This is a genomic window from Paenibacillus sp. EKM212P (genome assembly GCF_011066115.1).
GTDB classification, from domain to species: Bacteria; Bacillota; Bacilli; order Paenibacillales; family Paenibacillaceae; genus Paenibacillus; species Paenibacillus polymyxa_B.
In genome coordinates this window covers 1,107,621-1,131,288 of record NZ_JAAMNR010000001.1, presented here as the reverse complement: position 1 = coordinate 1,131,288, position 23,668 = coordinate 1,107,621, and the positions used below count along the sequence as shown (strand labels likewise).

Sequence of the window (23,668 nt, the reverse complement as noted above, 5' to 3'; positions counted from 1 at the left end):
TGTCCGATGTCACAATTTTCAATGGAACCCAACAACATACCGACGACACGCAGCACATTGGCTCATTTGCCTGTCGTGACTGGCCCTTGGAGAGACGCATGGAGGGCTTTTCGTCACAATAAAATGGCGTTCGTCGGCCTGAGCATTATTATCTTCTTTGTCATCATTGCTTTGATCGCGTCGTGGATTGCTCCTTTTGACTATAAAGAGCAAAATTTGGTGAGCCGTTTGCAGCCTCCTTCTGCGGAGCATTGGTTCGGTACGGATGATCTCGGTCGAGATTTACTGACTCGCACGCTGTATGGAGCCAGAATCTCGTTGTGGGTCGGTTTCTTGTCTGTTATTGGTTCAATGATTGTAGGAACAGCCTTAGGTTTAATCGCAGGATTTTACGGAAAATGGGCAGATATGGCCATTTCGCGGCTATTCGACATTTTACTGGCATTTCCGGGGATTTTGCTGGCCATTGCTATTGTGGCCATTTTAGGGCCTTCATTGGAAAATGCGTTGTACGCCATTGCCATTGTCAATGTGCCAACGTATGGACGGTTAGTTCGCTCTAAGGTGCTGAGTGTCAAAACGGAGGAGTATATCACTTCTGCTAGAGCGCTTGGAGCCAATAATACACGAATCATCCTCCGCTATATTTTGCCTAACAGCCTGACACCAATCATCGTACAGGGAACGTTGGGGATCGGAACGGCCATCATTGAAGCGGCAGCGCTTGGATTTCTGGGCTTGGGTGCACAACCTCCTGAGCCAGAGTGGGGTAAAATGTTGTCCGATTCGCGGCAATATATCCAGAACGCGCCGTGGACAGTTATTTTTCCGGGGGTATCTATCATGCTGACCGTATTGGGATTTAACCTGATGGGAGACGGCCTGCGGGATGTATTGGACCCGAGGGCAAAGCGTTAGAGCAAAAGTGATGAGGTATAAAAAGTTGAGTAAAGAGGTGTTCTCTGGCCTGAAGCAAATGGCTGGGGACCACCTTTTTTATATGACATTTTTTGTATTGGAGTAGAAAGCACCATCCGACTGCGTAGTGCGCTAAAAGTAACTTTTACAGCTGAAAGTCATGTGAGCTTTCCTGAGGCGCGAAAAAAATGTATAATCACTCCAATTGAGTACGTAGGGAGTGGGCTTTATGACATGGCAGGACAAGAGAGAGCATCGGCAATTTGCGGAACAGACACGAAGCGACGCTTCACGGGCCGCATATGAACGGGACTACTCCCGTTTGATCCATTCACCGACTTTCCGTCGGTTGCAGGGTAAATCACAGGTGTTTGGCGCAGGCACGGGCGATTATTACCGCACACGACTGACGCATTCTTTGGAGGTAGCGCAAATTGCGCGTGAAGCATCACGAAGCTTGCTGCGCCGCCATCCCGAAGTAGAGCTGGAACAGGCAGATAACGCAGGACTGATCATTGACCCTGAGGTGGTAGAATGTGCTTCCATTGCACATGACTTTGGGCATCCACCGTTCGGACACAAGGGAGAAGAGGTGCTGGACGGGATTTTGGATCAACTGATTGAAACAAAGGTAGAAAAGATATCCTCCGCCGGAGGCTTCACACCGGAGTCCAAGCGTGGACAGGAGGCCTATGCGCGTGAGCGACAAATTTATGAGCATTTTGAAGGGAACGCGCACAATTTCCGACTGATTATGTTTTTGGAGAAGCGTGAGAACGTGGATGGTTTGAATTTGTCGGACGCTGTGTTACTGGGGATCAACAAATACCCATACCCGGGGATTCTGAACAAAAAAGGGTTGTACCTGCATGAGTGGGAATACATACGTTCTATCCGCGAGGATTGGGGTATCCCTGATGGTAAAAAGACGCTAGAAGCCCAGCTTATGGACCTGTGCGACGATATCGCTTATTCTGCGCATGATCTGGAGGATGGGATTAAGGCTGGGAAAATCGAGGTGCACGAGCATTTCTTATATGATCCGTATTTAATTCGTCTGATTACGGAGAAAATCACCACGTTGGAGGATAGCTTCTGGCAAGGCTGGCAACTGGCTCAGATTGAGCAGAAGGTAGCGGCTGTGCTGAGCGAATTTTTGAAGGTGTGGAATGGCAAGATGCCGATGTGTGAACACGATTATTCCCGTACCCGCCGTGAAGTGAAGGCATACTGGGTCAGCCTGTTTGTCAGCAGCTTGGGTGTAATTGATGATGGAAATTGGAAAAAGGTGACCTTCGTACGGGATGGAAGCGAAGATTTGGATATGCTGCGCACTGTGAGTGTGTTGAAAAGCTTTGCTTGGGTTACGATGATCCGCGATCTGCGCGTACAGCGACTGCAAAAACGGAGTGAGTGGATGCTCAGACGGTTGTGGTTGGCTTTTCTGGACCCGGAAACGTCCAAATCTATTATTCCAAGCGACTGGCTCCAGCGCTATGAGCGCGACCAAGCCAAGGCGAAACCGATCTGGACATGGGAGCATATGGTCATAGACTATATTGCAGGCATGACCGATGCTTTTGCTGAAAAAATTTATAATGAGTTATACGGTCTGAAGGTGGGTTCCATTTATGATCTGGATTGACCTTTAAATTACCCTTATATAGTAGAAGGAACTGGTTTGTAATGGATAGCAGGAGGGAGGAATGTGTCTATGCAATCTCGGTCTTTATCTATAAAAAGGTTGAATCTCGGTGTGCTCGATATGGTGCCGTTGCTGCCCGGTAACCGTCCGGAGCAGGCGGTTCAGCGAGCTGGTGAACTAGCGAGCCAGGCAGAAGCATGGGGATATACACGCTACTGGACCTCGGAGCACCATGATATGGAGGGGCTGGCTTCCTCCAGTCCAGAAGTGCTGCTGTCGCATATCGGGGCGGTGACGAAGACAATCAAACTGGGTGCGGGTGCTATTTTGCTTCCGCATTATAGTCCAGTCAAGGTCGCGGAATGGTTTCATCTGCTGGCCGCTCTATATCCTGGCAGAGTGGAATTGGGCCTGGGGAGAGCACCTGGTGGTGGACCTCATGCTTCAATGGCACTGAGCGGTAATTTTCTTCAACATGTGACGGAGCTGCCACAGACGATGGAGGCTCTATTGGCTTTGCTGGAAGGCACATACGAATATGAACAGGTGCCAGTGTTTGCCCGGCCGATGCCTGAACAGCCGCCAGCAGTGTGGATGCTAGGTACAAACCGAAAAAGTGCCGAATATGCCGCCCGGTATTCAACAGGCTATGTATTCGGTCAGTTTATGAGTGAACAGCAAACAGAAGAAATGTTAAGCATTTACCGCTCCAGCTTTCAGCCATCCAATCGGATAGACAAGCCACGTACCATGGTGGCTGTAGGCGCAGTATGTGCCTTGACGAATGAGCTGGCGCAGCAATGGGCTGCTCAGATTTCATTGGGCGACCCGGCAACGCGAGCCAGCTGGCTAGTGGGAACGCCGTCGGATATTGCCGAACGGTTACGCGGCTTGCAGATCAAATATGATAATGATGAGTTTCTGTTGGTCACACCGATTCCCGATTATGAGCAGCGGCTGCACTCCTACCGTCTAATAGCGGAGGCTGTAAATTCTAGCCTTGATTCCAAATGAAAAGAGATATGACATGAATAAACAGAAAACGAATATCGAAGAAATGAAACCAAGCTACATATATACCTATGCGTGTCATGAAACCGAGCGTGAGTTGTGTCTTTTGGAATTGAAATGCTTGTTCGGTCAGCCGCCCGTGCAGGACTCCATCCTGTTGTCCCATCGGCGGCTGGAGCCGGGGACGAGCCCGTTTATTCATCTTCGGCTGGATGTAATGACAGATGCGGGAACACTGGAAGAGTTATGCGAAGCAGCTTCTATGTTACAACTTGAGGAAGGAAAGACTTTCAAGGTATTGTGCCTTAAAGAAGGTAACCATGAGGCCGACTATGATGAGCGGCGCGGGATCGAACGCCGAATTGGTGCACGCATTCATGGCCAGGCGCAAATGAAGACACCGGATGTCACCCTTGGTGTTGTTCGGATAGGAGAACGGTGGCTACTGGGCATGTGTCACTATAGCGACAGATCGTGGCAGGAGCGTCGTCAGAAGCCGCAAAATTATTCTACTGGACTACCTGTTCTAGTAGCCAGAGCACTTGTGAATTTGGCAGCAACGGATCTAACAGCCGCAAAGGGAAAGTCAGGCTCATTGAAACTGCTAGACCCGTGTTGTGGTATGGGTAATGTAATGATTGAGGCATTGAGTATGGGAAAGGATATTCGCGGTTGTGACATCAACCCGTTGGCGGTGCGTGGGGCACGAGTGAATTTGCGCCATTTTGGTTATGAAGAAGATCTAGTGAAGCTCGGGGATATGAATATGCTCGAAGGCACATACGATGCGGCCATATTGGATATGCCCTATAACCTGTGCTCCGTGCTCCCGGCTGATGAACAAAAGAAAATGCTGCGCAGTCTGAGACGCTTGGCCGCGTGGGCAGTGGTCGTGAGCACGGAGCCGATGGAAACATTGTTATCCGAGTCAGGCTGGACCCTTACGGAGCAATGCCGCATACATAAGACAGGTATGAGTCGGGAAATCTGGATCTGTAAGTAGTGTTTAGTACTGAGTTTTGTAGTTAACCAAATTAAGCGGTAACTCCTGATCAGCGGCATAGGCATTCAAATTAGTAAGAAAAATATCTACCGCTCGTTCGGCATATCTATCTGTATCGCCTGCAATATGCGGTGTGATCAAGACATGGTCCAGACTCCATAGCGGATGTGAAGCAGGTAGCGGTTCTTCCTCGAATACATCCAGTCCGGCAAAGGCAATATGCTTTTGCTCCAAAGAGTGTACAAGCGCATCCGTATGAACGGTGCCACCGCGACCTACATTAATGAAGAAGGCTCCCTTACGCATAGCTGCAAATGCTTTTTCGTCAAAGAAGTGGTGGGTCTCCTTGGTGAATGGCAATATATTTACCACAATATCCGCTGCTCCCAATGCTTCGTGAAGTTGTTCGTTAGTATACATGTGCTCTACATGGGGAGCTTCCTTGCCAGAACGTCGGACTCCGATCACCCGCATGCCAAAGGCTTCTGCAATCCGCGCTGTTTCACGGCCAATTTCGCCAACGCCTGTAATCAGCAGCGTTTTACCAAGTAATTCCGTCAGTTGGCCTTTCGGTGGCTGCCATGTTTTCTGACGCTGCAAGAGAGCTGCTTGCTGTAAATAACGTGTATGCGATAGCAGCATTCCAAAGATCTGCTCTGTAATTGGAATGGCGTGCACACCACTGGTATTCGTGAGTAAAATGTTACGCTTGTCCAATTCGGTAAGCGGTAGTTTATCAATCCCAGCCGACCAGGTTTGTATCCACTTCAGCTTGCTGTCTGGATGTAATGCCTCCTCGGCAATATGCTTGGACCAGCCTAGAATAACCTCGGCCTCCCGGATTTGCTTAGACTCCAATTCTTGAGCTTTGCCAATAATCAACTCGTAGCCCGGAGCCGCTGCACGAACTTGTTTTTTTTGCTCTTCCGTAAGTTGATGTAAGCTTAAAATGTTTCCCATAGTTCATAGCCTCCTCGATTTTTGATCCCTTGGAGTTTCCAATATATTCTGGCGAGCCATCCTTTCAAGAATAACAGATTGCCGAAAAAATTGCATAAGAAGGGTAAAAACGAGCTCGCAGTGTCACTATATATAACAACAAATGGCTTTACCCTGATCAGGGACAAACCAAACAGCTACATTTTGAGATATCCACAAATATCTATTAGAAAAAGAGGTATAGGTTATGAAAAATGAATCGCAAAGACTTTTTACAGCTATTGCTCTCCCGAATGAGCATAAGAAGAAGTTACATTATTGGGTGGAGCAGGATTTAAAAGACCTGACTTTTCGCAAATGGAGTGATTTCAGAGATTACCACGTGACACTTCAGTTTTTGGGTGATGTGGAGACCTCGGTTATACCGAAACTTGAGCAGGTTTTAGTTCAAGCTGCAACTGAGCATGGCCCGTTCACACTCGGCATTGGAGAAGCAGGTTTTTTTGGCCGTGAAGAATTTCCGCGTGTACTGTGGAGGGGAGTGACCGGGCAGCGTGATTCACTGGATCAACTGTACCAGTCCATACTCCAGGCTACCGAACCGCTGGGTTTTAAACCCGAGGAGCGACCTTATCGACCTCATATCACCGTAGCACGTTCGTACACAGGGGGACAGCCCGTTCCAGCTTCTGTGTGGCAGCCAAATGACCGAAGCAGCGAGCCGTGGGAAGTGGCAGAATTTGTTTTATATGCAACCCGATTGGGTCAAAAACCAATGTACCAGATAATTCAAACATTCCCATTAATAAGGCGAAACCCTTGATCTATCAGCGAATTTAGTGATATAGTGTTTCAGCGTTATTCAAAAAGCGCATTTTGGGTTACATATCTGAGGAATGTGCTTAAAGTTAACGGGAGGAACATTATGGAAATCGTTAAAGAACATCGTTGGTTTGCACCTCTATTGAGTGTGCTGCTTGTTTGTATATTGGGGATAGGCCTCTACGCTGAGGTTCAGCAAACACAGAAAAATCATAAAAATACACCTATGCAATCTCTGAGCTGGTCAGGGAACTCTTCGTCTCCTACATATGGCGACAGGATGGGGACCCATAACGGGTCAAACAGGACAAGCCCCATCTTTGTCGCTGCTCATGGGCAATCAAGCTGGAAAGAAATCATGCCGACTCCGTTACCCGCTTCCCAGATGAAGCAGGCGGAACAAGCTCGGAATAACGTTGCTACAGGCAAGAAAAAGCCTGAGGTCCAGCATAGCAAGTCCGCAATCCTAACCCCTCCTACAACCATCTACTTTACGAAGACAAAAATGCTCACGCAGGATGACAAGGCGTTGTCTACCTGGAGCTATCCTGTCTCCGCTAAAGAACTGCTCCTGCTGCAAAAAATAGTGATGGCAGAAGCAGAAGGCGAACCGTACGAAGGCAAAGTGGCAGTTGCCAACGTTGTCTTAAACCGGCTGCGGTCAGCCCCATTTCCCGATACGATTCAGGCAGTGATTTATCAAAAAGCGCAATTTAGTCCGGTCGCGAACGGGCGTCTTCGTCGTGTTCAGCCCAACCAGGACAGCATTCGTGCGGTTACTGCTGCTTTGAACGGCCATAAAGCCGTGCCTGATAACACCTGTTTTTTCCTGTCGCTTACGTTGGCCCAGGACCTTACAGTTCATCATTCCCGTACCAAGGTGAAAACCATAGGTCATCATACCTTTTATAAATAAAGGTAGCCTTCTACAAATAACAGCCCTTTCTAAACAATAGGGTTCAGCTTTGTGAACGGATTTTAGGGTACAGGTGAAGCCAGTATGCAAAAGAGGTATAATAGGTAAAGGAAAGTAACCAAAATAATGAAAGTGACAAAGGAGGCGTAGATGATATGAAAATCACATATTATGGACATTCAGTTGTACTGGTAGAGGCAGAGGGGAAACGGATTATTATTGATCCTTTTCTGACGGGAAATCCTAAAGCAACCGTACAGGCCGAGGATATTCAGGTGGATGCCGTGCTGTTGACACACGGTCATGCCGATCATTTTGGAGATGCTGTTGAAATTGCCAAGCGCAATGATTGCCCAGTAATCGCGGTCGCGGAACTGGCCGAATATTGTTCATCCTTGGGGGCCAAAGCTCACGGTATGAATCTGGGTGGGGGGCACCACTTTAACGGTTTCCATGTGAAATTCACACTTGCGTTCCACAGCTCATCTTTGACGGTGGACGGAAAACCCATTTACATGGGAGAGCCGGCGGGGATTTTATTGACCATGGGAGGCCAAACCTTTTTCCATGCAGGGGATACTGGCCTGTTTGGCGATATGCGTCTCATTGGCGAAACTAACTCCATCGATGCTGCGGTATTGCCTATCGGAGATGGTTATACGATGGGACCGGAGGATGCACTGCTGGCAGCAAAATGGCTGCGTGCAAGTCGCGTAATACCAGTGCATTACAATACGTTCCCGGGTATTGAGCAGGACGGAGACGGCTTCTGTGATCGTCTGCACAAAGAAGGCATTGAAGGGAAAGCGTTGAAGCCCGGCGAAAGTCTCGAATTTTAATACGGATATCTGATTTGCGGGAATACACTTGATGGTCTATAACTCATCAAATCTCCTTTGTTAGCCTTTTCTGTTCCTTAGAGGAATAGGAAAGGCTATTTTTTAAAAGTGAATATTTATACATAAAAATGAGATATTTTTGCATTGATACGTTGAAGCTGTAATGTAAAAGATTTATTATCACAATCATAAAAACTTTGAATTGCTAACATGATAGGTCAATGATAAAATGATAGAACTAATTAGATTCATCAGTGGAATCGACGTGTTTTTCAAGTCAAGCCATTGCATAATTATTGAAAAACATACGCATTCGGCGGACCGTACCGCCTTGAATACGTCACATGTTTTGTCCCCCATTCCTCGTAGTTGTTCTTTGAGTTACCTCTTGTCGCCACTGTCTTCTATTCGGCCGCCTGTATTTCAGGCCAGCATGACTTTATAACAGAAAGGTTGCGTTCCATGAGACAGACAGGTTTACCACCCAAACAGGGACTATATGATCCCCAATTCGAAAAAGACGCCTGCGGCATGGGCTTTGTTGCCCACATCAAGGGAAAACCATCGCACGATATTGTAAGTCAGGCTTTGACCATGCTCGTGAATATGGAGCATCGGGGCGGTCAGGGAAGTGAACCAAACTCCGGTGACGGAGCAGGGATTATGATTCAGGTCCCTCATCTGTTTTTTCAAGAGGAAGCGGAGCGATTGGGCTTTAAATTGCCAAAGGCCGGACATTATGGCGTGGGTATGCTTTTTGTATCCAATGATCCAAAAGTTCGTGAGGTGCATGAGCAGAAGCTAAGAGATATCATCGTGGACGAAGGTCAAAATTGTTTGGGTTTTCGCGATGTTCCAACTTATGACGAAATGCTGGGTAAATCGGCAAAAGCAGCTAAACCGGGCGTGCGTCAGGTATTCATCGGTCGCAGTAGCGATTTGAAGGAAGAGCTGGACTTCGAACGGAAACTGTATGTCATTCGCAAACGTGCAGAGCTTGCTATTCGCTATAACCAAGAGGATAAGGACGGTGAGTCGTTCTATATTCCAAGTTTGTCATGTCGCAAGGTTGTATACAAAGGAATGCTCACAACCGAGCAGGTAGGCAAATTTTATTTGGATTTGCAGGATGAGCGGGTGACATCGGCGATCGCGCTGGTCCATTCCCGTTTTAGCACGAATACGTTCCCGAGCTGGGACCGTGCGCATCCTTATCGTTTTATGATTCACAACGGCGAAATTAATACTATGCGCGGCAACGTGAACTGGATGCATGCTCGCCAGGCGCAGTTTGAAAGCGAAGCGTTTGGCGGAGATATCAAGAAGGTAAAACCAGTCATTAACCCAGATGGCTCAGATACAGCTATGTTTGATAATACACTAGAGTTTCTGTATCTGAGCGGACGTTCCCTTCCTCATGTAGCCATGATGATGGTGCCGGAACCTTGGAACAAGCATGAAACCATGGACCCGAAGAAACGAGCATTTTATGAATATCACAGCACCATGATGGAGCCGTGGGACGGACCTGCTGCGATGGCGTTTACAGATGGTATCCAAATCGGGGCGATTCTCGACCGCAACGGTCTGCGTCCTGCACGTTACTATGTGACCAAGGACGATCTGATCGCACTGTCTTCAGAGGCGGGTGTATTGGATATTGCTCCTGAAAATGTGCTCTATAAGGATCGTCTCCGTCCGGGTCGTATGCTGCTGGTTGATACTCAAGAAGGCCGTATCGTTTCTGACGAAGAGTTAAAGGAACGTATCGCTTCCGAGGAACCTTATCAGCAATGGCTGGATGAGCACTTGGTTGATTTGGATGAGCTGCCGGAAGCACTAGAACAGCCGGAGCCTAAACATGAAAATGTAAATCAGCTTCAGCTCGCTTTTGGATATACGTTTGAAGAACTGCGCAAAATTCTGGAGCCGATGGCACTTACAGGTGCAGAACCGATTGGTTCAATGGGGTACGATGCACCATTGGCGGTGCTGTCTGATCGTCCGCAACGTTTGTACAATTACTTTAAACAAATGTTTGCTCAAGTCACGAACCCGCCGATTGACGCCATTCGTGAGGAGATTGTAACGTCAACCGCAACTACGATTGGACCAGAGCGCAATTTGCTGCATCCAGAACCGGAAAGCTGTCGTCAGATTCGTTTGGATTCGCCGGTGTTGTCGAATGAGGAGTTTGCTAAAATTCGCCACGTACACCGTCCTGGCTTCAAATCGATGACAATTCCGATCTTCTTTGAAGCGAAGGAAGGCGCTGAGGGCTTACGCAAGGCGCTGGAAGGATTGTTTGAGGCGGCTGACCGTGTCATTGACAAAGGTCATAACATCCTGATTTTGTCCGACCGTGGAGTGGATGCGGAAAATGCGGCCATTCCGGCGTTGCTAGCTGTTTCCAGCCTGCATCACCATCTGATTAAGCAGGGTACACGCACACGTGTGAGCATTTTGCTGGAGTCCGGGGAGCCAAGGGATATTCACCATTATGCGGTGCTGCTTGGCTACGGTGTGAGCGCGGTTAATCCGTATCTGGCTTTTGAAACGCTGGATGTCATGATTCAGCAGGGCTTGTTGCGCGGCATCTCGCACGAAAAGGCAGTTAAAAATTATATTAAAGCGGCAACGAAGGGTGTCGTTAAAATATTGTCCAAAATGGGTATTTCCACGATTCAGTCGTACCGTGGAGCACAAATTTTTGAGGCTGTAGGTCTGAAGCAGGATTTTGTTGACCGTTATTTCACCTGGACACCTTCCCGCATTGGCGGTATTGGTCTGGAGGAAGTGACTACGGAAGCGCTGGTTCATCATAACCGTGCTTTCACTGACAAGGACGGCAACGACAAAGTGCTGGATTCGGGCGGCGACTATCAATGGCGTAACGATGGGGAAGAACATTTGTTTAACCCGCAAACGGTGCATTTGCTCCAGCAGTCGGTACGCTCGGGAGACTACGAGCTTTACAAGAAGTACGCCAAGCTGGTACAGGGTGAATCTGAACAGTATTTGACGATTCGCTCCATGCTTCAATTGAAGCCTGCTGGTGAGCCTGTGCCGCTGGATGAAGTGGAATCCGCTGCATCCATTATGCGTCGCTTCAAGACAGGAGCCATGTCCTTTGGCTCGATCAGTCAGGAAGCGCATGAAGATATGGCGATTGCGATGAATCGGATCGGTGGCAAGAGCAATACGGGTGAAGGTGGGGAGAACCCTGCACGTTTCATACCGGATGCCAATGGCGATTCTCGCCGCAGTTCGATTAAGCAGGTAGCGTCGGGCCGATTCGGTGTAACATCGAATTACTTGGTGAATGCTGACGAAATTCAGATCAAAATGGCGCAAGGCGCTAAGCCGGGCGAAGGTGGACAACTGCCAGGACGTAAGGTATACCCTTGGGTCGCTGAGGTACGTGGTTCTACGCCAGGAGTAGGTTTGATTTCACCACCGCCGCATCACGATATTTATTCTATCGAGGATTTGGCAGAGCTCATCTATGATCTCAAAAACGCTAATCCGCGTGCTGACATTAACGTGAAACTGGTGTCAGAAGTAGGCGTAGGCACGATCGCTACAGGGGTAGCAAAAGGCCGTGCTGACATTATTCTGGTCAGCGGTTACGACGGTGGTACAGGCGCTTCCCCGCAAGGCTCCATCCGCCATGCGGGTATGCCTTGGGAGCTGGGTCTGGCGGAGACGCATCAGACGCTGATGCTAAACAACCTGCGCGACCGCGTGGTATTGGAGACAGACGGCAAGATGCTGTCTGGCCGCGATTTGGTAGTAGCTGCCCTGTTGGGCGCGGAAGAATACGGCTTCTCTACAGCGCCGCTCGTGGCGTTGGGTTGTATTATGATGCGGGTATGCCAAATGGATACATGTCCGGTTGGTGTGGCTACGCAGAATCCGGAGCTACGCAAAAATTATATGGGCGATCCTGCCCATGTGGTGAATTTTATGCGTTTCATCGCGGAAGATGTCCGTGAAATTATGGCGGAATTGGGCTTCCGTACGATTCAGGAAATGATTGGACGTACGGATTGTCTGGATACCGTGAACGCCGATTCGCACTGGAAGAAGAAGGGCGTAGACCTGAGCTTGCTGTTGCATGTTCCTGAGTTGGAAGAAGGTAGTGTACGTTACCGCGTACAACGCCAAAATCACGGTCTGGAAGAAACACTCGACATGCAACAGCTCGTACCGATGGCTGCGGAAGCGCTGGAGAACGGAACGCCTGTTGAGGGCACCTTACCTATTACAAACGTGAATCGGGCGGTAGGAACGATTCTGGGCAGCGAGGTTACCCGTAAGTATGGAGCGGCGGGTCTGCCTGAGGATACGATTCGCTTTAACTTTATTGGATCGGCAGGTCAGAGCTTCGGGGCATTTATTCCGAAAGGCATCACGCTGAGCGTGGAAGGCGATAGCAATGACTATGTCGGTAAAGGGCTATCTGGCGGTAAGATTATTGTGAAAAAGTCTCACAAAGCGACCTTTAAGGCAGAAGAAAACATTATTATCGGAAATACAGCCTTGTATGGAGCGACCAGCGGTGAAGCTTACATTAGCGGAATCGCAGGCGAGCGCTTTGCCGTTCGGAACTCCGGCGCACGTATTGTAGTTGAGGGCGTTGGTGATCATGGTTGCGAATATATGACGGGCGGACGTGTAGCTGTATTGGGTGGAACCGGACGGAATTTTGGAGCCGGAATGTCCGGTGGTATTGCCTATGTCTATGACCCTGAGGGGACGTTCCTGAGCCGTTGTAATCTGGAAATGGTGTTGCTGGAAGGTGTGGAAGATCCTGCAGAAGCAGCGGATTTGCGCGGCTTGATTCAACGCCATGTCACTTACACGGGTAGTGAAGCGGGACAACGTATTTTGGATGATTGGCAGACTGCGATTCAGCAGTTTGTACGAGTGATTCCAAAGGATTACAAGCGTATGATTGAACAGATCCAAAAAGAAGAGGCAACTGGTTTGAGCGGAGATGAAGCTCTGTTGGCAGCATTTGAAGCCAATATGCGTGAATTGGCGCGTGCCGGGGGCTAAAATGTAGACTACCAAACTTACTAAAAAAGGACTCGCTGAATACCGCTGTTATAATCACGGTGGTACCAGCAAGTCTTTTTTAGGTTACAAAAATGTGATTTATTTCCTTGACAAACGTCATAAATTCTGACATTACCCCCAAAATGTTTTCCTGAAACGGTAAATATGTTATAAAAAGTACCAAATTTTTTGGAATGTAACCGTTTACGTAAGAGTTTATGTCTTGTTATTTATTTTTGGATTGGTTATGATTTTTTTAGAGTACACAAACACAAACAAACCTAATATGCCCATCGTCCCTTCAAAACACAGAATAGGGTGACAGGATGAAGTTGAGGAAGTCAGCAGAAGACCAAATGATTTTTTTATACCGTTATGTATCACTATCTTTAACGTCACTTGTTTTTCTGTTCGAATCATCTAGATTAATCGTGTGGCAGAAGCTATTACTGATTGGTTTTCTATTTTTATCCGTTACAGCATTTACTTGGATTTACCGTAAATACAGACTTCATGATATGGTATTGAAATGTAGCATTGCACTAGAAACAGCAGGGATCATTTTGTTGTTGTTCCCAACCGGAGGGATGGATAGCCCGTTCAAATGGTATGTGATTACCCCCATGCTGGTGGCTTGTGCTCATCTGTCTATGAGATACAGTTGGACACTCCTCCTTTCTTATATCGGCTTGGTGCTTACATTTTGTTATATCTTTTTTACACCAGGTCAATATTTTTTGTGGGATCTTATATTGCAGAACATCAATTTGTTTCTGGTACTGATCGCAACTACGATGGCAATGCAGGTTATCGGCGTCATGAAGGACGAACTGAAGGTGGCTAAAGAACAAGCCAATGAGACGATGGATCATATCAAGTCGATTTACCACATCATGGAGACGACCAGCCACAATGAGGCTTTAAATCTCGGTCAAGTCATCTCGGACTATACGGTCAAGCTAACCAAGCAGAGCCGTGCATTTTTCTGGCTGGATAGTCAGGAGGAGGATGCACCGGAAAGCAGCCAGACAGGCTGGACGGTAGAGGAGGAGGAGCAGCTATTCGAGGAGCTGGGGAATTATCGGGAGGAATTCAGGGAAGAGCGTGAACCATTTTTTAGACATCTGCCAGAATGGGGCGATTTCCTCATGATTACCGTACCGATGACGACCCGTTTTGTAGCGACGATTGGCCTCAAGCTGGGCCCGGATCAAAGTCTGACAGGAAGACGCTGGCTCGTGCAACAACTGATATTCTTGGCTGAGCTGAGCGCTGTGTTCTTGGAGCGCTATGAGCTGGAGCGTATTGAAAATCAGCTGATTGTGACGAATGAGCAGAACCGGATTGCAAATGAAATGCATGACAATGTTTCTCAAAGTCTTTTTGGTATTGTGTACGCAACGCATTCTCTCCGGCAAACCTGGTGTCATCAGCCAAAGGAGCAGGTGGAGGAGCAAATTGATCTAATTCAGCAATCAGCCAACCAAGCGGTTAGGGAGCTGAAAGGGGCGATTCATAGTTTAAGTTCGAAAAAAAGCGGAGGCTCAACTTGGTTAGGGACGGTGAAAAGTCATCTGCATACACTCTCCAAGCTGAACCATGTACAAATTGATTTTGACATTCATGGTGATCATTATTCACTTCCGTATTTGTACCAAAAGGCTTTGTTCCGCATCATTTCCGAAGCGGCGGGGAACGCAATCCGTCATGGATTGGCCAAGCGAATTGATGTGAAGTTAAAATTGACGCCCCAAGTGATTAGACTGTCTATTCATGACGACGGAGTAGGGTTTGAGACGGCGAGAATGGTAGCAGGAGGTGAGGCGGTCAGTGCAGGCGGGGGCCTGGGCATGATGAATATGGAATATTTAGCTCAATCGATGGGAGGCGAATTTGATATTTCAAGTCGAATCGGAGAGGGAACACAGATCCGATTGTCCATTCCGGTAAATGCTTATGAATGAGGATTTTGCAAAATCCTCGAATAAAATGTGTGAACATTCTGCAATACAAAATCTGCGGTAACAATCGGATACATAGGGATTATGCAAATCCTGAACTGTAGACAGGAGGCCGAATCATGAAAATTGTCATTGTCGATGATCATCCTTTAGTACGGAAAGGACTCGCTGCAGTTATATCCATGCAGCCCAATGTTCAGTTTGCGGGAGAGGCCCAGAATCAACAGGAAGCACTTGTGGTGATCGAGGAAACGGATCCGGATCTGGTGCTGCTGGATTTGAAACTAGCTGATGAATCGGGGCTGGATATTATCAAGATAGCGCGCGGACGCGGTTTCAGAAGCAAATTTATTTTGCTGACTTCTTCCGCAACACGTGAAGATTTTCTAAAAGCAGAGGAAGCTTCCGTGGACGGTTATGTGCTTAAGGAAGCATTGCCTGAGGAACTAATTTACGCGATTCATCTTGTCAACAAAGGACGCAAATATTATGATCCGGCTATTCTCGAAAACAAGCTGCGTGAAGATGCGGGCAATCTGACCGACGACCTGACGCCAAAGGAAAAGGAAGTGCTGGTCGAGCTGGGACAAGGAGCTTGCAATCGTGAAATTGCATCCCGGTTATTTATCAGTGAGTTCACAGTCAAAAAGCATGTCAGTCAGATCTTGGCCAAGCTGCGGCTAGCGGATCGTACGCAGGCAGCATTGTATGCCAATGCCATCGGTCTGGCGAAGTACGAGCCAACAATGATGCGCTGACTCTATAAGCTACGCTGCACTTTCATATGCGAGTAGAAAGAAAAGCCTCAAAATCACCAAGCTTTGTGATTTTGAGGCTTTTTTCGATTTCTTTTTCCATAATCGACAAAGCATGGTACAAAAGTATACCATGCCGTATCCGAAAGTATACATTCCCCTCCCCCCGTAGTGAGGGAGAAAGTGCCATTCGGTTCCATGTCGTTCACACAACGGATTGTTACAATTAGATCATACTTAAAATAAGAAGAGAAATTGTGTAGGAGGGAGGATTTTTGTGGAGAAAACCATTTTGGATTATCTAGTCCTGATCAAAAGAAGATTGTGGCTGATCGCAATTTTTGTCATTCTCTCATGTGTAACAACATACTTTGTGAGCGACAATGTCGTGAAGCCAGTCTATTCCGCTTCAAGCCAACTGCTGGTTAATCATATTTCCGCCAAGCAGGGGAGCAACAATCTGAACGACGTCAACACAAGTCTTAATTTGGTGGAAAGCTACAAGCAAATTCTCACTTCACCTAAAATTATGGACGCTGTTGTAGCGGCTCATCCCGAGTTCGGTTTGACGCAGCAGAAGTTGGCAGAGAAACTGCAGATTAAATCCTCGGATAAAAGTCAGGTTATCGGTTTGACGTTTGAGGCAGGGAGCTATCCACAGGCCGCAGCGGTTGTAAACGCGGTAACCCAGAAATTCGTACAGACAGTTCCGGGATTGATGGAATTAAATAATGTGAAAATTTTAAATGAAGCGGACCCTCAGGCCAATCCTGACCCGATTAATGGGAACCCGCTCATGAATATTGCGATTAGTTTTCTCGTATCGCTGATGATTGCATTGGGCACGATTGTGTTCCTAGAAAGCATTAACGGTACGCTGCGCTCGGAGAAAGAAGCGGACGCGGACATCGGTATTCCGGTAATTGCATCGATTCCAGTCATTCGCAAGAAGGACGTCGATGGAGCAGCCGGAAATTCCAAAGAACGGGTAGGGGAGCGTAAATATGCTGCGATTGAATGACATGTTGATTACAGAAAGTAATCCATCATCGTATATCTCGGAATCATTTCGATCCCTCCGTACATACATCCGGCAGCAGGTGATTGGGCAAAAGGACCGTGGCACGGTTCTATTGTTGACCTCGCCGGAAAGCGGAGCGGGTAAAACAACACTGCTCGCCAACATCGGAGTTTCCTTTGCACAAGAAGGCAAGAAGGTGGCTCTGGTGGATTGCAATCTGCATAAACCAGCGCTGCACGAGATATTCGGAATGGAGAATACCGGAGGTCTATCGGCTTATTTGCGCGGTGGGGCTTCTTCCAAGTCTATCGTTAGACATGGTGGCCTGGAGCTATCGGTTGTTCCCAGTGGAGACACCCTGTACAACGCAGCAGATCTGCTCGGTAGCGAACGTATGGCTGAGCTTCTGGAAGAGCTCAAACGTGAATATGACATCATTTTACTCGATTCGGCTCCGGCGCTGAATTATACGGATGCTCGCCTGATTGCAGGCTTAACGGATGGTGTGATTCTCGTCGCTAGACATGGTCGTACCAAACGGGAAGATCTACGTAAAACAAAGCAACTCATGGAGCAGGCCAGTGCGACGCTGGTTGGAATTGTGATGAATCAGGTGAAGTAAGCAACACCAAAATTCGATGAAGCAAGGAGAATGAGTGCGATGACGAAAAGAGTGAAAAAGGCCATTATTCCAGCAGCAGGGTTAGGTACGCGCTTCCTCCCTGCCACAAAAGCGATGCCTAAGGAAATGCTTCCAATTATCAATAAGCCTACGATTCAATATATCGTGGAAGAAGCGATTGCTTCTGGTATTGAGGACATTATTATCGTTACGGGTAAAGGCAAACGTGCCATTGAGGACCACTTTGACAACGCATTTGAGCTGGAATCCAAACTGCTCGAGGACGGTAAGCTGAAGCTTCTGGAGGAAGTACAGCGTTCTTCAGGAGTGGAAATTCACTACATTCGCCAAAAAGAACCCAAAGGTCTTGGACATGCGGTATGGTGCGCAAGACGCTTTATCGGGGACGAGCCGTTTGGTGTGCTACTGGGCGATGATATCGTAACAGGTCAGAAGCCTTGCCTGCGCCAGCTGATGGATCAGTATGAGGAAACTCAAAATTCGGTTATCGGTGTGCAGCGGGTACCGCAGGAATTTACGAACCGGTACGGCATCATTGAACCGGATCAGCAGGACGGACGCTTGTACCGAGTAAATAATTTTATTGAAAAACCGGCTCCAGGCACAGCGCCATCCGATTTGGCCATTATGGGTCGCTACGTGTTCTCGCCGAAAATTTTCAAATATCTTGATCTTCAAGAAAAAGGAGCTGGCGGCGAAATTCAGTTGACGGATGCGATCCAAAAGCTGAATCAGAGTGAGCGTGTGTACGCCTATGATTTTGAAGGCACACGTTATGACGTAGGTGAACGTCTTGGATATATTCTAACCACACTTGAATTTGCACTTGCCAGCGATGATTTGAAGTATCCGGTTATGGAGGCCATGAATGAATGGTTGAAAAAGACCGAGAAAGCAACCACGGCAGGTTGAGAGGGGGTACGTCAGCATGAGCATGGAAAATTTACCGGAGGACGGCGAGGCTGTCATGTCAGGTAAAGCGTTTTACATGCCATACGGAAATACACAAATTCAGGATAAAACGTCCTACCTGGTCACAAAACGCCTCCTTGATATGCTGCTGTCGTTCGTGGGCTTGATCGTCTTGCTTCCGCTTTTTGTAGTGGTAGGCGTTTTGATTAAGCTCGAAGACCCAAAGGGAAGCGTGTTTTTCAAGCAAACTCGGGTGGGCAAGAATGAGAAGTTATTCGATATGTATAAATTCCGTTCAATGGTGTCCAATGCTGAGGAACTGAAAAAGGACTTGATGGAGCTGAATGAAGTGAGCGGCGCCATGTTCAAAATTAAAAACGATCCTCGGATCACGAAAATTGGCAGTTTTCTGCGCAAGACGAGTATTGATGAGATTCCGCAGCTGTGGAACGTGTTGGTCGGCGACATGACTTTAGTCGGTCCGCGTCCGCCGTTGCCCAGCGAGGTCGAGCAATATTCCGATTATGATAAGCAACGCCTGATTGTAACACCGGGATGTACGGGTTACTGGCAGGTGAGCGCACGTAACAGTGTAGGCTTCGAAGAAATGGTGCAAATGGATTTGAAGTATATTCATGTTCGCAATACGTGGCTCGATTTGAAAATCATCATGAAAACAGGCGTTAAAATGCTGTTCTCCAAGGATGCTTACTGATGGATGCATTCAAGCGATGTCCCGCAGTGTCCGTCGTTATTTGCACCTATAACCGGGCGGACCTGCTGGAGAAAACGTTAATGTCCCTGCTGGAACTGGAAGACCTTGCACTGGCTGAGATCATTGTGGTCGATAACCGATCCACTGATCATACAGCAGCGACGATCAAAAGGTTCACCGTCGCCCATGGTCAGAATATCCATCTTCGATATCATTATGAGCGCGAACAAGGACTGTCTGCTGCTCGTAATGCAGGCATTACGTTATCAAGAGCGGAAGTCATTGCTTTTCTCGATGATGATGCAATTCCGTGTGTTACATGGTTGCAAACGATTATGTCAGCATTCGGGAACAATCCTGAGCTGACGGCTATGGGTGGGAAAATTGACCCTATGTTTGAGACGGAACGACCGGGTTGGCTGACAGGCCCGCTTGAACTGCCTTACACGATTATTGATCTGGGCAAAGCCGTTCGTGAATATCCGTCGGGACTGAATCCATTTGGAGCGAATATGGCGATGCGCAAAACGGCTTTTGCCGCCGTTATGTTCCCGCTTCATCTAGGCAGAAAGGGAGATATCCTTCTATCTGGTGAAGAATCGTGGGTATTCGAGCAAATCCGTAAAAATGGTGGGACGATTATGTATCATCCACACATGTCTGTGGAACATTTTGTGCCTGCCTCACGGTTAACGAAAGAATGGATCATGAACCGCTACTATTGTCAGGGCATGTCTAACGCTGCTCAGGCCGTAGGTCTGCGCGGCAACGCGATGCTGATGGCGAAGACGGCAGCCAAAGTGTTATACATCACTGTGGATTCCCTGCTGGCGCGTAGTGAGGGCAGGAAGCTGTTGAACCGGTGCAGGCTTGAAAGTATCCGTGGGACGCTGGATACACTGCGCAACCGGAAAAGCGAGTCAGCTGCGGGGTGAAAGATGGAACATGAGTAACTATCCTTGGACTACTAGAATAAACACCATACAGCATGTTTTTATTTTTCTACTGGGCGCTCTTGCTGTAGGAATTGCGGCTACCTATCAGCCGGTGGTCAGTATTGCGGCGGTATGTTTACTGCTCTTGCTGGCTGTTTCCATACATCATCCGGAGCGCATCAGCTACGCTGTTTTGCTAAGTACAGCAGTCTCAGTCGATTCTCTGTATCAGGGTGGCGTGTTCGGTATTGAGATTTTGTCATTGTACAAATTGGGCATTTTGGCTCTGCTGGTGCCGTGTATGCTCGTGTATGGCATACGTCTCAAGTTCAGCTATCCGGTCTGGGCATTGGTGATCATGCTGGGGATCACATTTGGATTTTCAGCATGGCTGCCTTTGTTAACGACCTCGATTGCCGTCAAGGCGTTCGTCGGTTTATCACTCCCTTTCCTTTTTTTACTGATCCAGTGGAAAAAGGATGTGGCAGAAAAGCATATCCGACTGATCAGTTTGTTGCCCATTATTAGTGTGGTCATTGGACTGGGTTTGCAGGTTCTAGGGCTGCATTCGTTTACGGATGTTGAATTTACGGGCGCAGTCAGAGTACAAGGAGCGAATATACCGCCGCATCTGGCAATGCTCTCCTTTCTCGGAATTGCCGTCTCTCTGATTGAGGTCAAGCGTAGACCCAAGCAAGCCGCTTTTTATTACACTGTGTTGGCACTGAACTTTCTGATTCTGATCGCCACCGGTACACGTGGACCGATTCTGGCATTGTTATTAATGTTTGCTGTGTATCTGTTTGATATTGCCCGTCAGTACCTCAAGGGGAAAGTCAATTATTTGCTACCGCTGGCCGGATCGTTTTTGGTTGCTCTGGGGGCGGTGGCCCTGCAATGGAACAATTTAAAAAAACGCTCCTTCGAACGGGAGACCGATACAGGCATTGACCTGTCGGGACGCTCGGAGGCATGGGAATATTTTTTGAACAGAGTACATGATTACCCTTGGTCAGGGAGAGGTCTTGGCGCGGTAACGGTCGCGAACGACGGGACATTATTCAATGGCTTTGTTGTACCGCATAACGAGTATATACGCTTTTATTTTGACACGGGATATATCGGTTGCGGGCTACTAATGCTTTCATTGCTGATCGTGTTCGCTCTCATTTACCGGTCGCTTGCCAAGTCTATCAAACCTTATTTTGCAAGCTTAATTGCAGGCTTTCTGATCTACTCGTTTTCAGATAATACGTTGTCGACGGTTCAGATGATTATTCCATTTTGCTGGTATTTGAACGCGTTATACCAGACATCTACTCAAACCGATTTTCGCAAAGAGAAGTGATACGATGAGCAGAGTGAACATGTTCGATGTCAACTTTGATAATTACGATTTTAATGATCTACTCGAATTTATAGATACTTCTATTGAACATCAGCGTCATTCCTACATTTTGACCTGTAATGTCGATCATGTGATCAAGCTTCGCAAGGATGATGAATTCCGCAAGGTGTATTCGGATGCCGGAGCTGTAGTGGCCGATGGGATGCCTATCATATGGGCGTCCAAGTTACTGAAAAAACCCCTCAAACAAAAGGTGTCCGGGTCAGATTTGTTCACTCGGCTGGGAGAGGCTTTTGAGGATCGAGGCTATCGTTTATTTTTTCTGGGTGCAGCTGACGGTATTCCTGAGAAGGCTATGCTCAATCTCCAGGAATCTTATCCGAACATGAATGTGGTGGGCTGTTACTCTCCTTCTTATGGTTTTGAGAAAAACGAGGAGGAGAATAGGCACATTATCCAACTGCTTCAAGAGGCTCGCCCGGACATCGTTTTTGTAGGTGTAGGCGCACCTAAACAGGAAAAATGGATCTACAGATATTATGAGACTTACCGTGCTCCGATTTCGATTGGGGTGGGAGCGACCTTTGATTTCCTGTCGGGAAATGTGAAAAGAGCACCGGAGCTGATGCAGAAGACGGGATTTGAATGGTTCTGGAGGTTGTCTCAGGAGCCTAAACGATTGTGGAAAAGATATTTGATTGAGGATTCCCAATTTCTCGTTCTGCTGTTTAAAGAGATGTTCAAGCGGAAGCGGATGAAGGGAGGTCAGGGGTGAGAAACATGAGTCGGTTGGCAGATCAGCAGATTTCCGTTTGGCTAGGAAATCGGCGTGGAATCAGCATGATCGGCATGGGATTGCTGGCTTGTATGCTGCCACTCGCCATCGGATTTGTCAGCGCCAAGATGAATCCCACCATGAGCCAGCAGGGAGCCATATTGCTGGCGCTCGTTTTTCCGGCCTTCCTGCTGGCGATCCTGCAATCGCGGCTACTGATTCCTTACACACTGGCAGTGTGGGCAGTAGGCCCGGAAATCCGCCGCATTGCGGATTGGATGGAGGGAACATATCACTCGGTTTCCTTGTTGAGCGTGGCACCGCTGCTGGTAAGCAGTATGTTGATTATTCCTGTGTTGCGAGGCATTCATCAGGCGGAAAAACCCTTGACCCGAATTGCTGTATTTTTCGGCATAGAATTGGCCTACGGGAGTGTGGTCGGGTTATTCAAAAATGGTATTGTTTTTGCTTATGATTTAGCCAATTATGTGGTTCCTTTGATCCTGTTGCCTTATCTTGCGATTAAGCCCATGAAGGCGAAGGAGCTGGACCGACTGCTGTATTCATATGCCAACATTGCTGTTCTTGTGGCAATTTACGGCATTATCCAGTACTTGACGGTGCCTCCGTGGGATGCATTTTGGATGAATCATGTAGAAATGAATTCCATTGGTGTTCCAGAACCACTTCAAATCAGAGTATTTTCTTCCATGAACTCGCCCGGTCCCTGCGCTATTTTCCTGGCGATGGCACTTGTACCCATGCTAATGGAAAAACGTTGGCGCGGCACTTTGGGATGGATCGGAATCCTGCTGACGGTCGTTTGTCTTTTAATCACGCTGGTACGTTCAGCCTGGCTAATTGCCTTCGTCATGTTGCTGGCTTACATTCTCAGTTCATCTTCCAAGGGAAAGTGGAAAACCTTGTTTCAACTAGCTATAGTTGGCCTTCTTCTCTACATCATTGTTCCAAAACTTCCAGGGGCAGAAGGTTTGGTGGCTCGCATGCAGACGCTGACGGATATTCAGCAGGATCATTCGTACAATGAACGTTTGGATTTACTGCATACGATGCTTCCGGCGATTGCTGGCAATCCGGTCGGGCAGGGGATCGGGAGTGTAGGAATCGGAACCAAGCTTGATAACGGCGGCGATCTCGGCGAACTTGGGATTATGGATAATGGATATATCGCCATTTTCCTCACCTTCGGTATTTTCGGGGCATTCTTTTTCTTCGGTGGTCTGTTCGTTATCATCAAGCGCCTTCTCGCCCGTATTGCCGAACGAGATGCCAGTCAGCCTTATATCAGACTGGCGTTGGCTACGTGGGCCGGAGCTGTAGCCAGTCTCATATCAGATAATGGTTTCCCCGGTATGCGCGGCTATCTGATCTGGATGATGATCGGAATAGGACTATGGGCAAAAGATGTCATCGCGGAAAGAAGGTAAA

The 23,668-nt window shown here is 47.8% G+C and carries 19 protein-coding genes; 18 read left to right on the top strand and 1 reads right to left on the bottom strand.

From position 1 onward, the window contains the following. Positions 1-6 precede the first annotated feature (6 nt). The 4 genes from nikC to G9G54_RS05325 all read left to right on the top strand — a co-directional run bounded on the left by nikC (position 7) and on the right by G9G54_RS05325 (position 4,577). Positions 7-918, top strand: coding sequence for a nickel transporter permease (gene nikC / locus G9G54_RS05340; protein ID WP_165176485.1), 912 nt, complete (start codon positions 7-9; stop codon positions 916-918). A gap of 229 nt (positions 919-1,147) precedes the next feature. Further along, positions 1,148-2,563, top strand: coding sequence for a deoxyguanosinetriphosphate triphosphohydrolase family protein (locus G9G54_RS05335; protein WP_061830290.1), 1,416 nt, complete (start codon positions 1,148-1,150; stop codon positions 2,561-2,563). Between the two features lie 69 nt (positions 2,564-2,632). Further along, positions 2,633-3,577: an MsnO8 family LLM class oxidoreductase gene (locus G9G54_RS05330; RefSeq protein ID WP_165176753.1), complete on the top strand. Its 945-nt coding sequence runs from the start codon at positions 2,633-2,635 to the stop codon at positions 3,575-3,577. Between the two features lie 13 nt (positions 3,578-3,590). Then, positions 3,591-4,577 carry a TRM11 family SAM-dependent methyltransferase gene (locus G9G54_RS05325; protein ID WP_165176483.1) on the top strand — a complete coding sequence of 329 codons (987 nt, stop codon included), beginning with the start codon at positions 3,591-3,593 and terminating at the stop codon, positions 4,575-4,577. 3 nt (positions 4,578-4,580) lie between these two features. Here the strand turns inward: G9G54_RS05325 and G9G54_RS05320 are convergent, their stop codons facing one another. After that, on the bottom strand, positions 4,581-5,537 hold the full coding sequence (locus G9G54_RS05320) for a D-2-hydroxyacid dehydrogenase (RefSeq protein ID WP_165176481.1): 957 nt from the start codon (positions 5,535-5,537) through the stop codon (positions 4,581-4,583). A 226-nt stretch (positions 5,538-5,763) separates the two neighbouring features. On the opposite strand from G9G54_RS05320, the gene thpR reads away from it, so the two are divergent. The 14 genes from thpR (at position 5,764) to G9G54_RS05250 (ending at position 23,667) form a co-directional block, all read left to right on the top strand. Next, a complete protein-coding gene (thpR, locus tag G9G54_RS05315) occupies positions 5,764-6,339 on the top strand; it encodes an RNA 2',3'-cyclic phosphodiesterase (protein WP_165176479.1) in 576 nt (191 codons plus the stop codon). Between the two features lie 102 nt (positions 6,340-6,441). Continuing rightward, positions 6,442-7,254 carry a cell wall hydrolase gene (locus tag G9G54_RS05310; RefSeq protein ID WP_025720522.1) on the top strand — a complete coding sequence of 271 codons (813 nt, stop codon included), beginning with the start codon at positions 6,442-6,444 and terminating at the stop codon, positions 7,252-7,254. Between the two features lie 155 nt (positions 7,255-7,409). Further along, on the top strand, positions 7,410-8,093 hold the full coding sequence (locus G9G54_RS05305; RefSeq protein ID WP_165176477.1) for a metal-dependent hydrolase: 684 nt from the start codon (positions 7,410-7,412) through the stop codon (positions 8,091-8,093). A 462-nt stretch (positions 8,094-8,555) separates the two neighbouring features. Then, positions 8,556-13,154, top strand: a complete 4,599-nt coding sequence (gltB, locus tag G9G54_RS05300; protein WP_165176475.1) for a glutamate synthase large subunit — start codon at positions 8,556-8,558, stop codon at positions 13,152-13,154. A 326-nt stretch (positions 13,155-13,480) separates the two neighbouring features. Beyond that, entirely contained in the window at positions 13,481-15,118 is a 1,638-nt protein-coding gene (locus G9G54_RS05295; protein ID WP_061830283.1) for a sensor histidine kinase, read from the top strand. Positions 15,119-15,234: 116 nt separating this feature from the next. Beyond that, a complete protein-coding gene (locus G9G54_RS05290) occupies positions 15,235-15,873 on the top strand; it encodes a response regulator (RefSeq protein WP_069291324.1) in 639 nt (212 codons plus the stop codon). Between the two features lie 274 nt (positions 15,874-16,147). Beyond that, positions 16,148-16,891 carry a YveK family protein gene (locus tag G9G54_RS05285; RefSeq protein WP_023987416.1) on the top strand — a complete coding sequence of 248 codons (744 nt, stop codon included), beginning with the start codon at positions 16,148-16,150 and terminating at the stop codon, positions 16,889-16,891. Further along, a complete protein-coding gene (locus tag G9G54_RS05280; RefSeq protein ID WP_165176473.1) occupies positions 16,875-17,513 on the top strand; it encodes a CpsD/CapB family tyrosine-protein kinase in 639 nt (212 codons plus the stop codon). Before G9G54_RS05285 ends, G9G54_RS05280 begins: the two co-directional genes overlap by 17 nt. 39 nt (positions 17,514-17,552) lie before the next feature. Then, positions 17,553-18,446: a UTP--glucose-1-phosphate uridylyltransferase GalU gene (galU, locus tag G9G54_RS05275; RefSeq protein ID WP_013309151.1), complete on the top strand. Its 894-nt coding sequence runs from the start codon at positions 17,553-17,555 to the stop codon at positions 18,444-18,446. 16 nt (positions 18,447-18,462) lie between these two features. After that, positions 18,463-19,161 carry a sugar transferase gene (locus G9G54_RS05270; RefSeq protein ID WP_013309152.1) on the top strand — a complete coding sequence of 233 codons (699 nt, stop codon included), beginning with the start codon at positions 18,463-18,465 and terminating at the stop codon, positions 19,159-19,161. Beyond that, on the top strand, positions 19,161-20,096 hold the full coding sequence (locus G9G54_RS05265) for a glycosyltransferase (RefSeq protein ID WP_061830280.1): 936 nt from the start codon (positions 19,161-19,163) through the stop codon (positions 20,094-20,096). The genes G9G54_RS05270 and G9G54_RS05265 overlap by 1 nt, the downstream gene beginning before the upstream one ends. Positions 20,097-20,106: 10 nt before the next feature. Further along, positions 20,107-21,444 (top strand): O-antigen ligase family protein, encoded by a 1,338-nt coding sequence (locus G9G54_RS05260; protein ID WP_165176471.1) that lies wholly within the window; start codon positions 20,107-20,109, stop codon positions 21,442-21,444. A gap of 4 nt (positions 21,445-21,448) precedes the next feature. Further along, on the top strand, positions 21,449-22,219 hold the full coding sequence (locus tag G9G54_RS05255) for a WecB/TagA/CpsF family glycosyltransferase (protein ID WP_028543109.1): 771 nt from the start codon (positions 21,449-21,451) through the stop codon (positions 22,217-22,219). A gap of 5 nt (positions 22,220-22,224) precedes the next feature. After that, entirely contained in the window at positions 22,225-23,667 is a 1,443-nt protein-coding gene (locus tag G9G54_RS05250) for an O-antigen ligase family protein (RefSeq protein ID WP_061830308.1), read from the top strand. Position 23,668 lies beyond the last annotated feature (1 nt).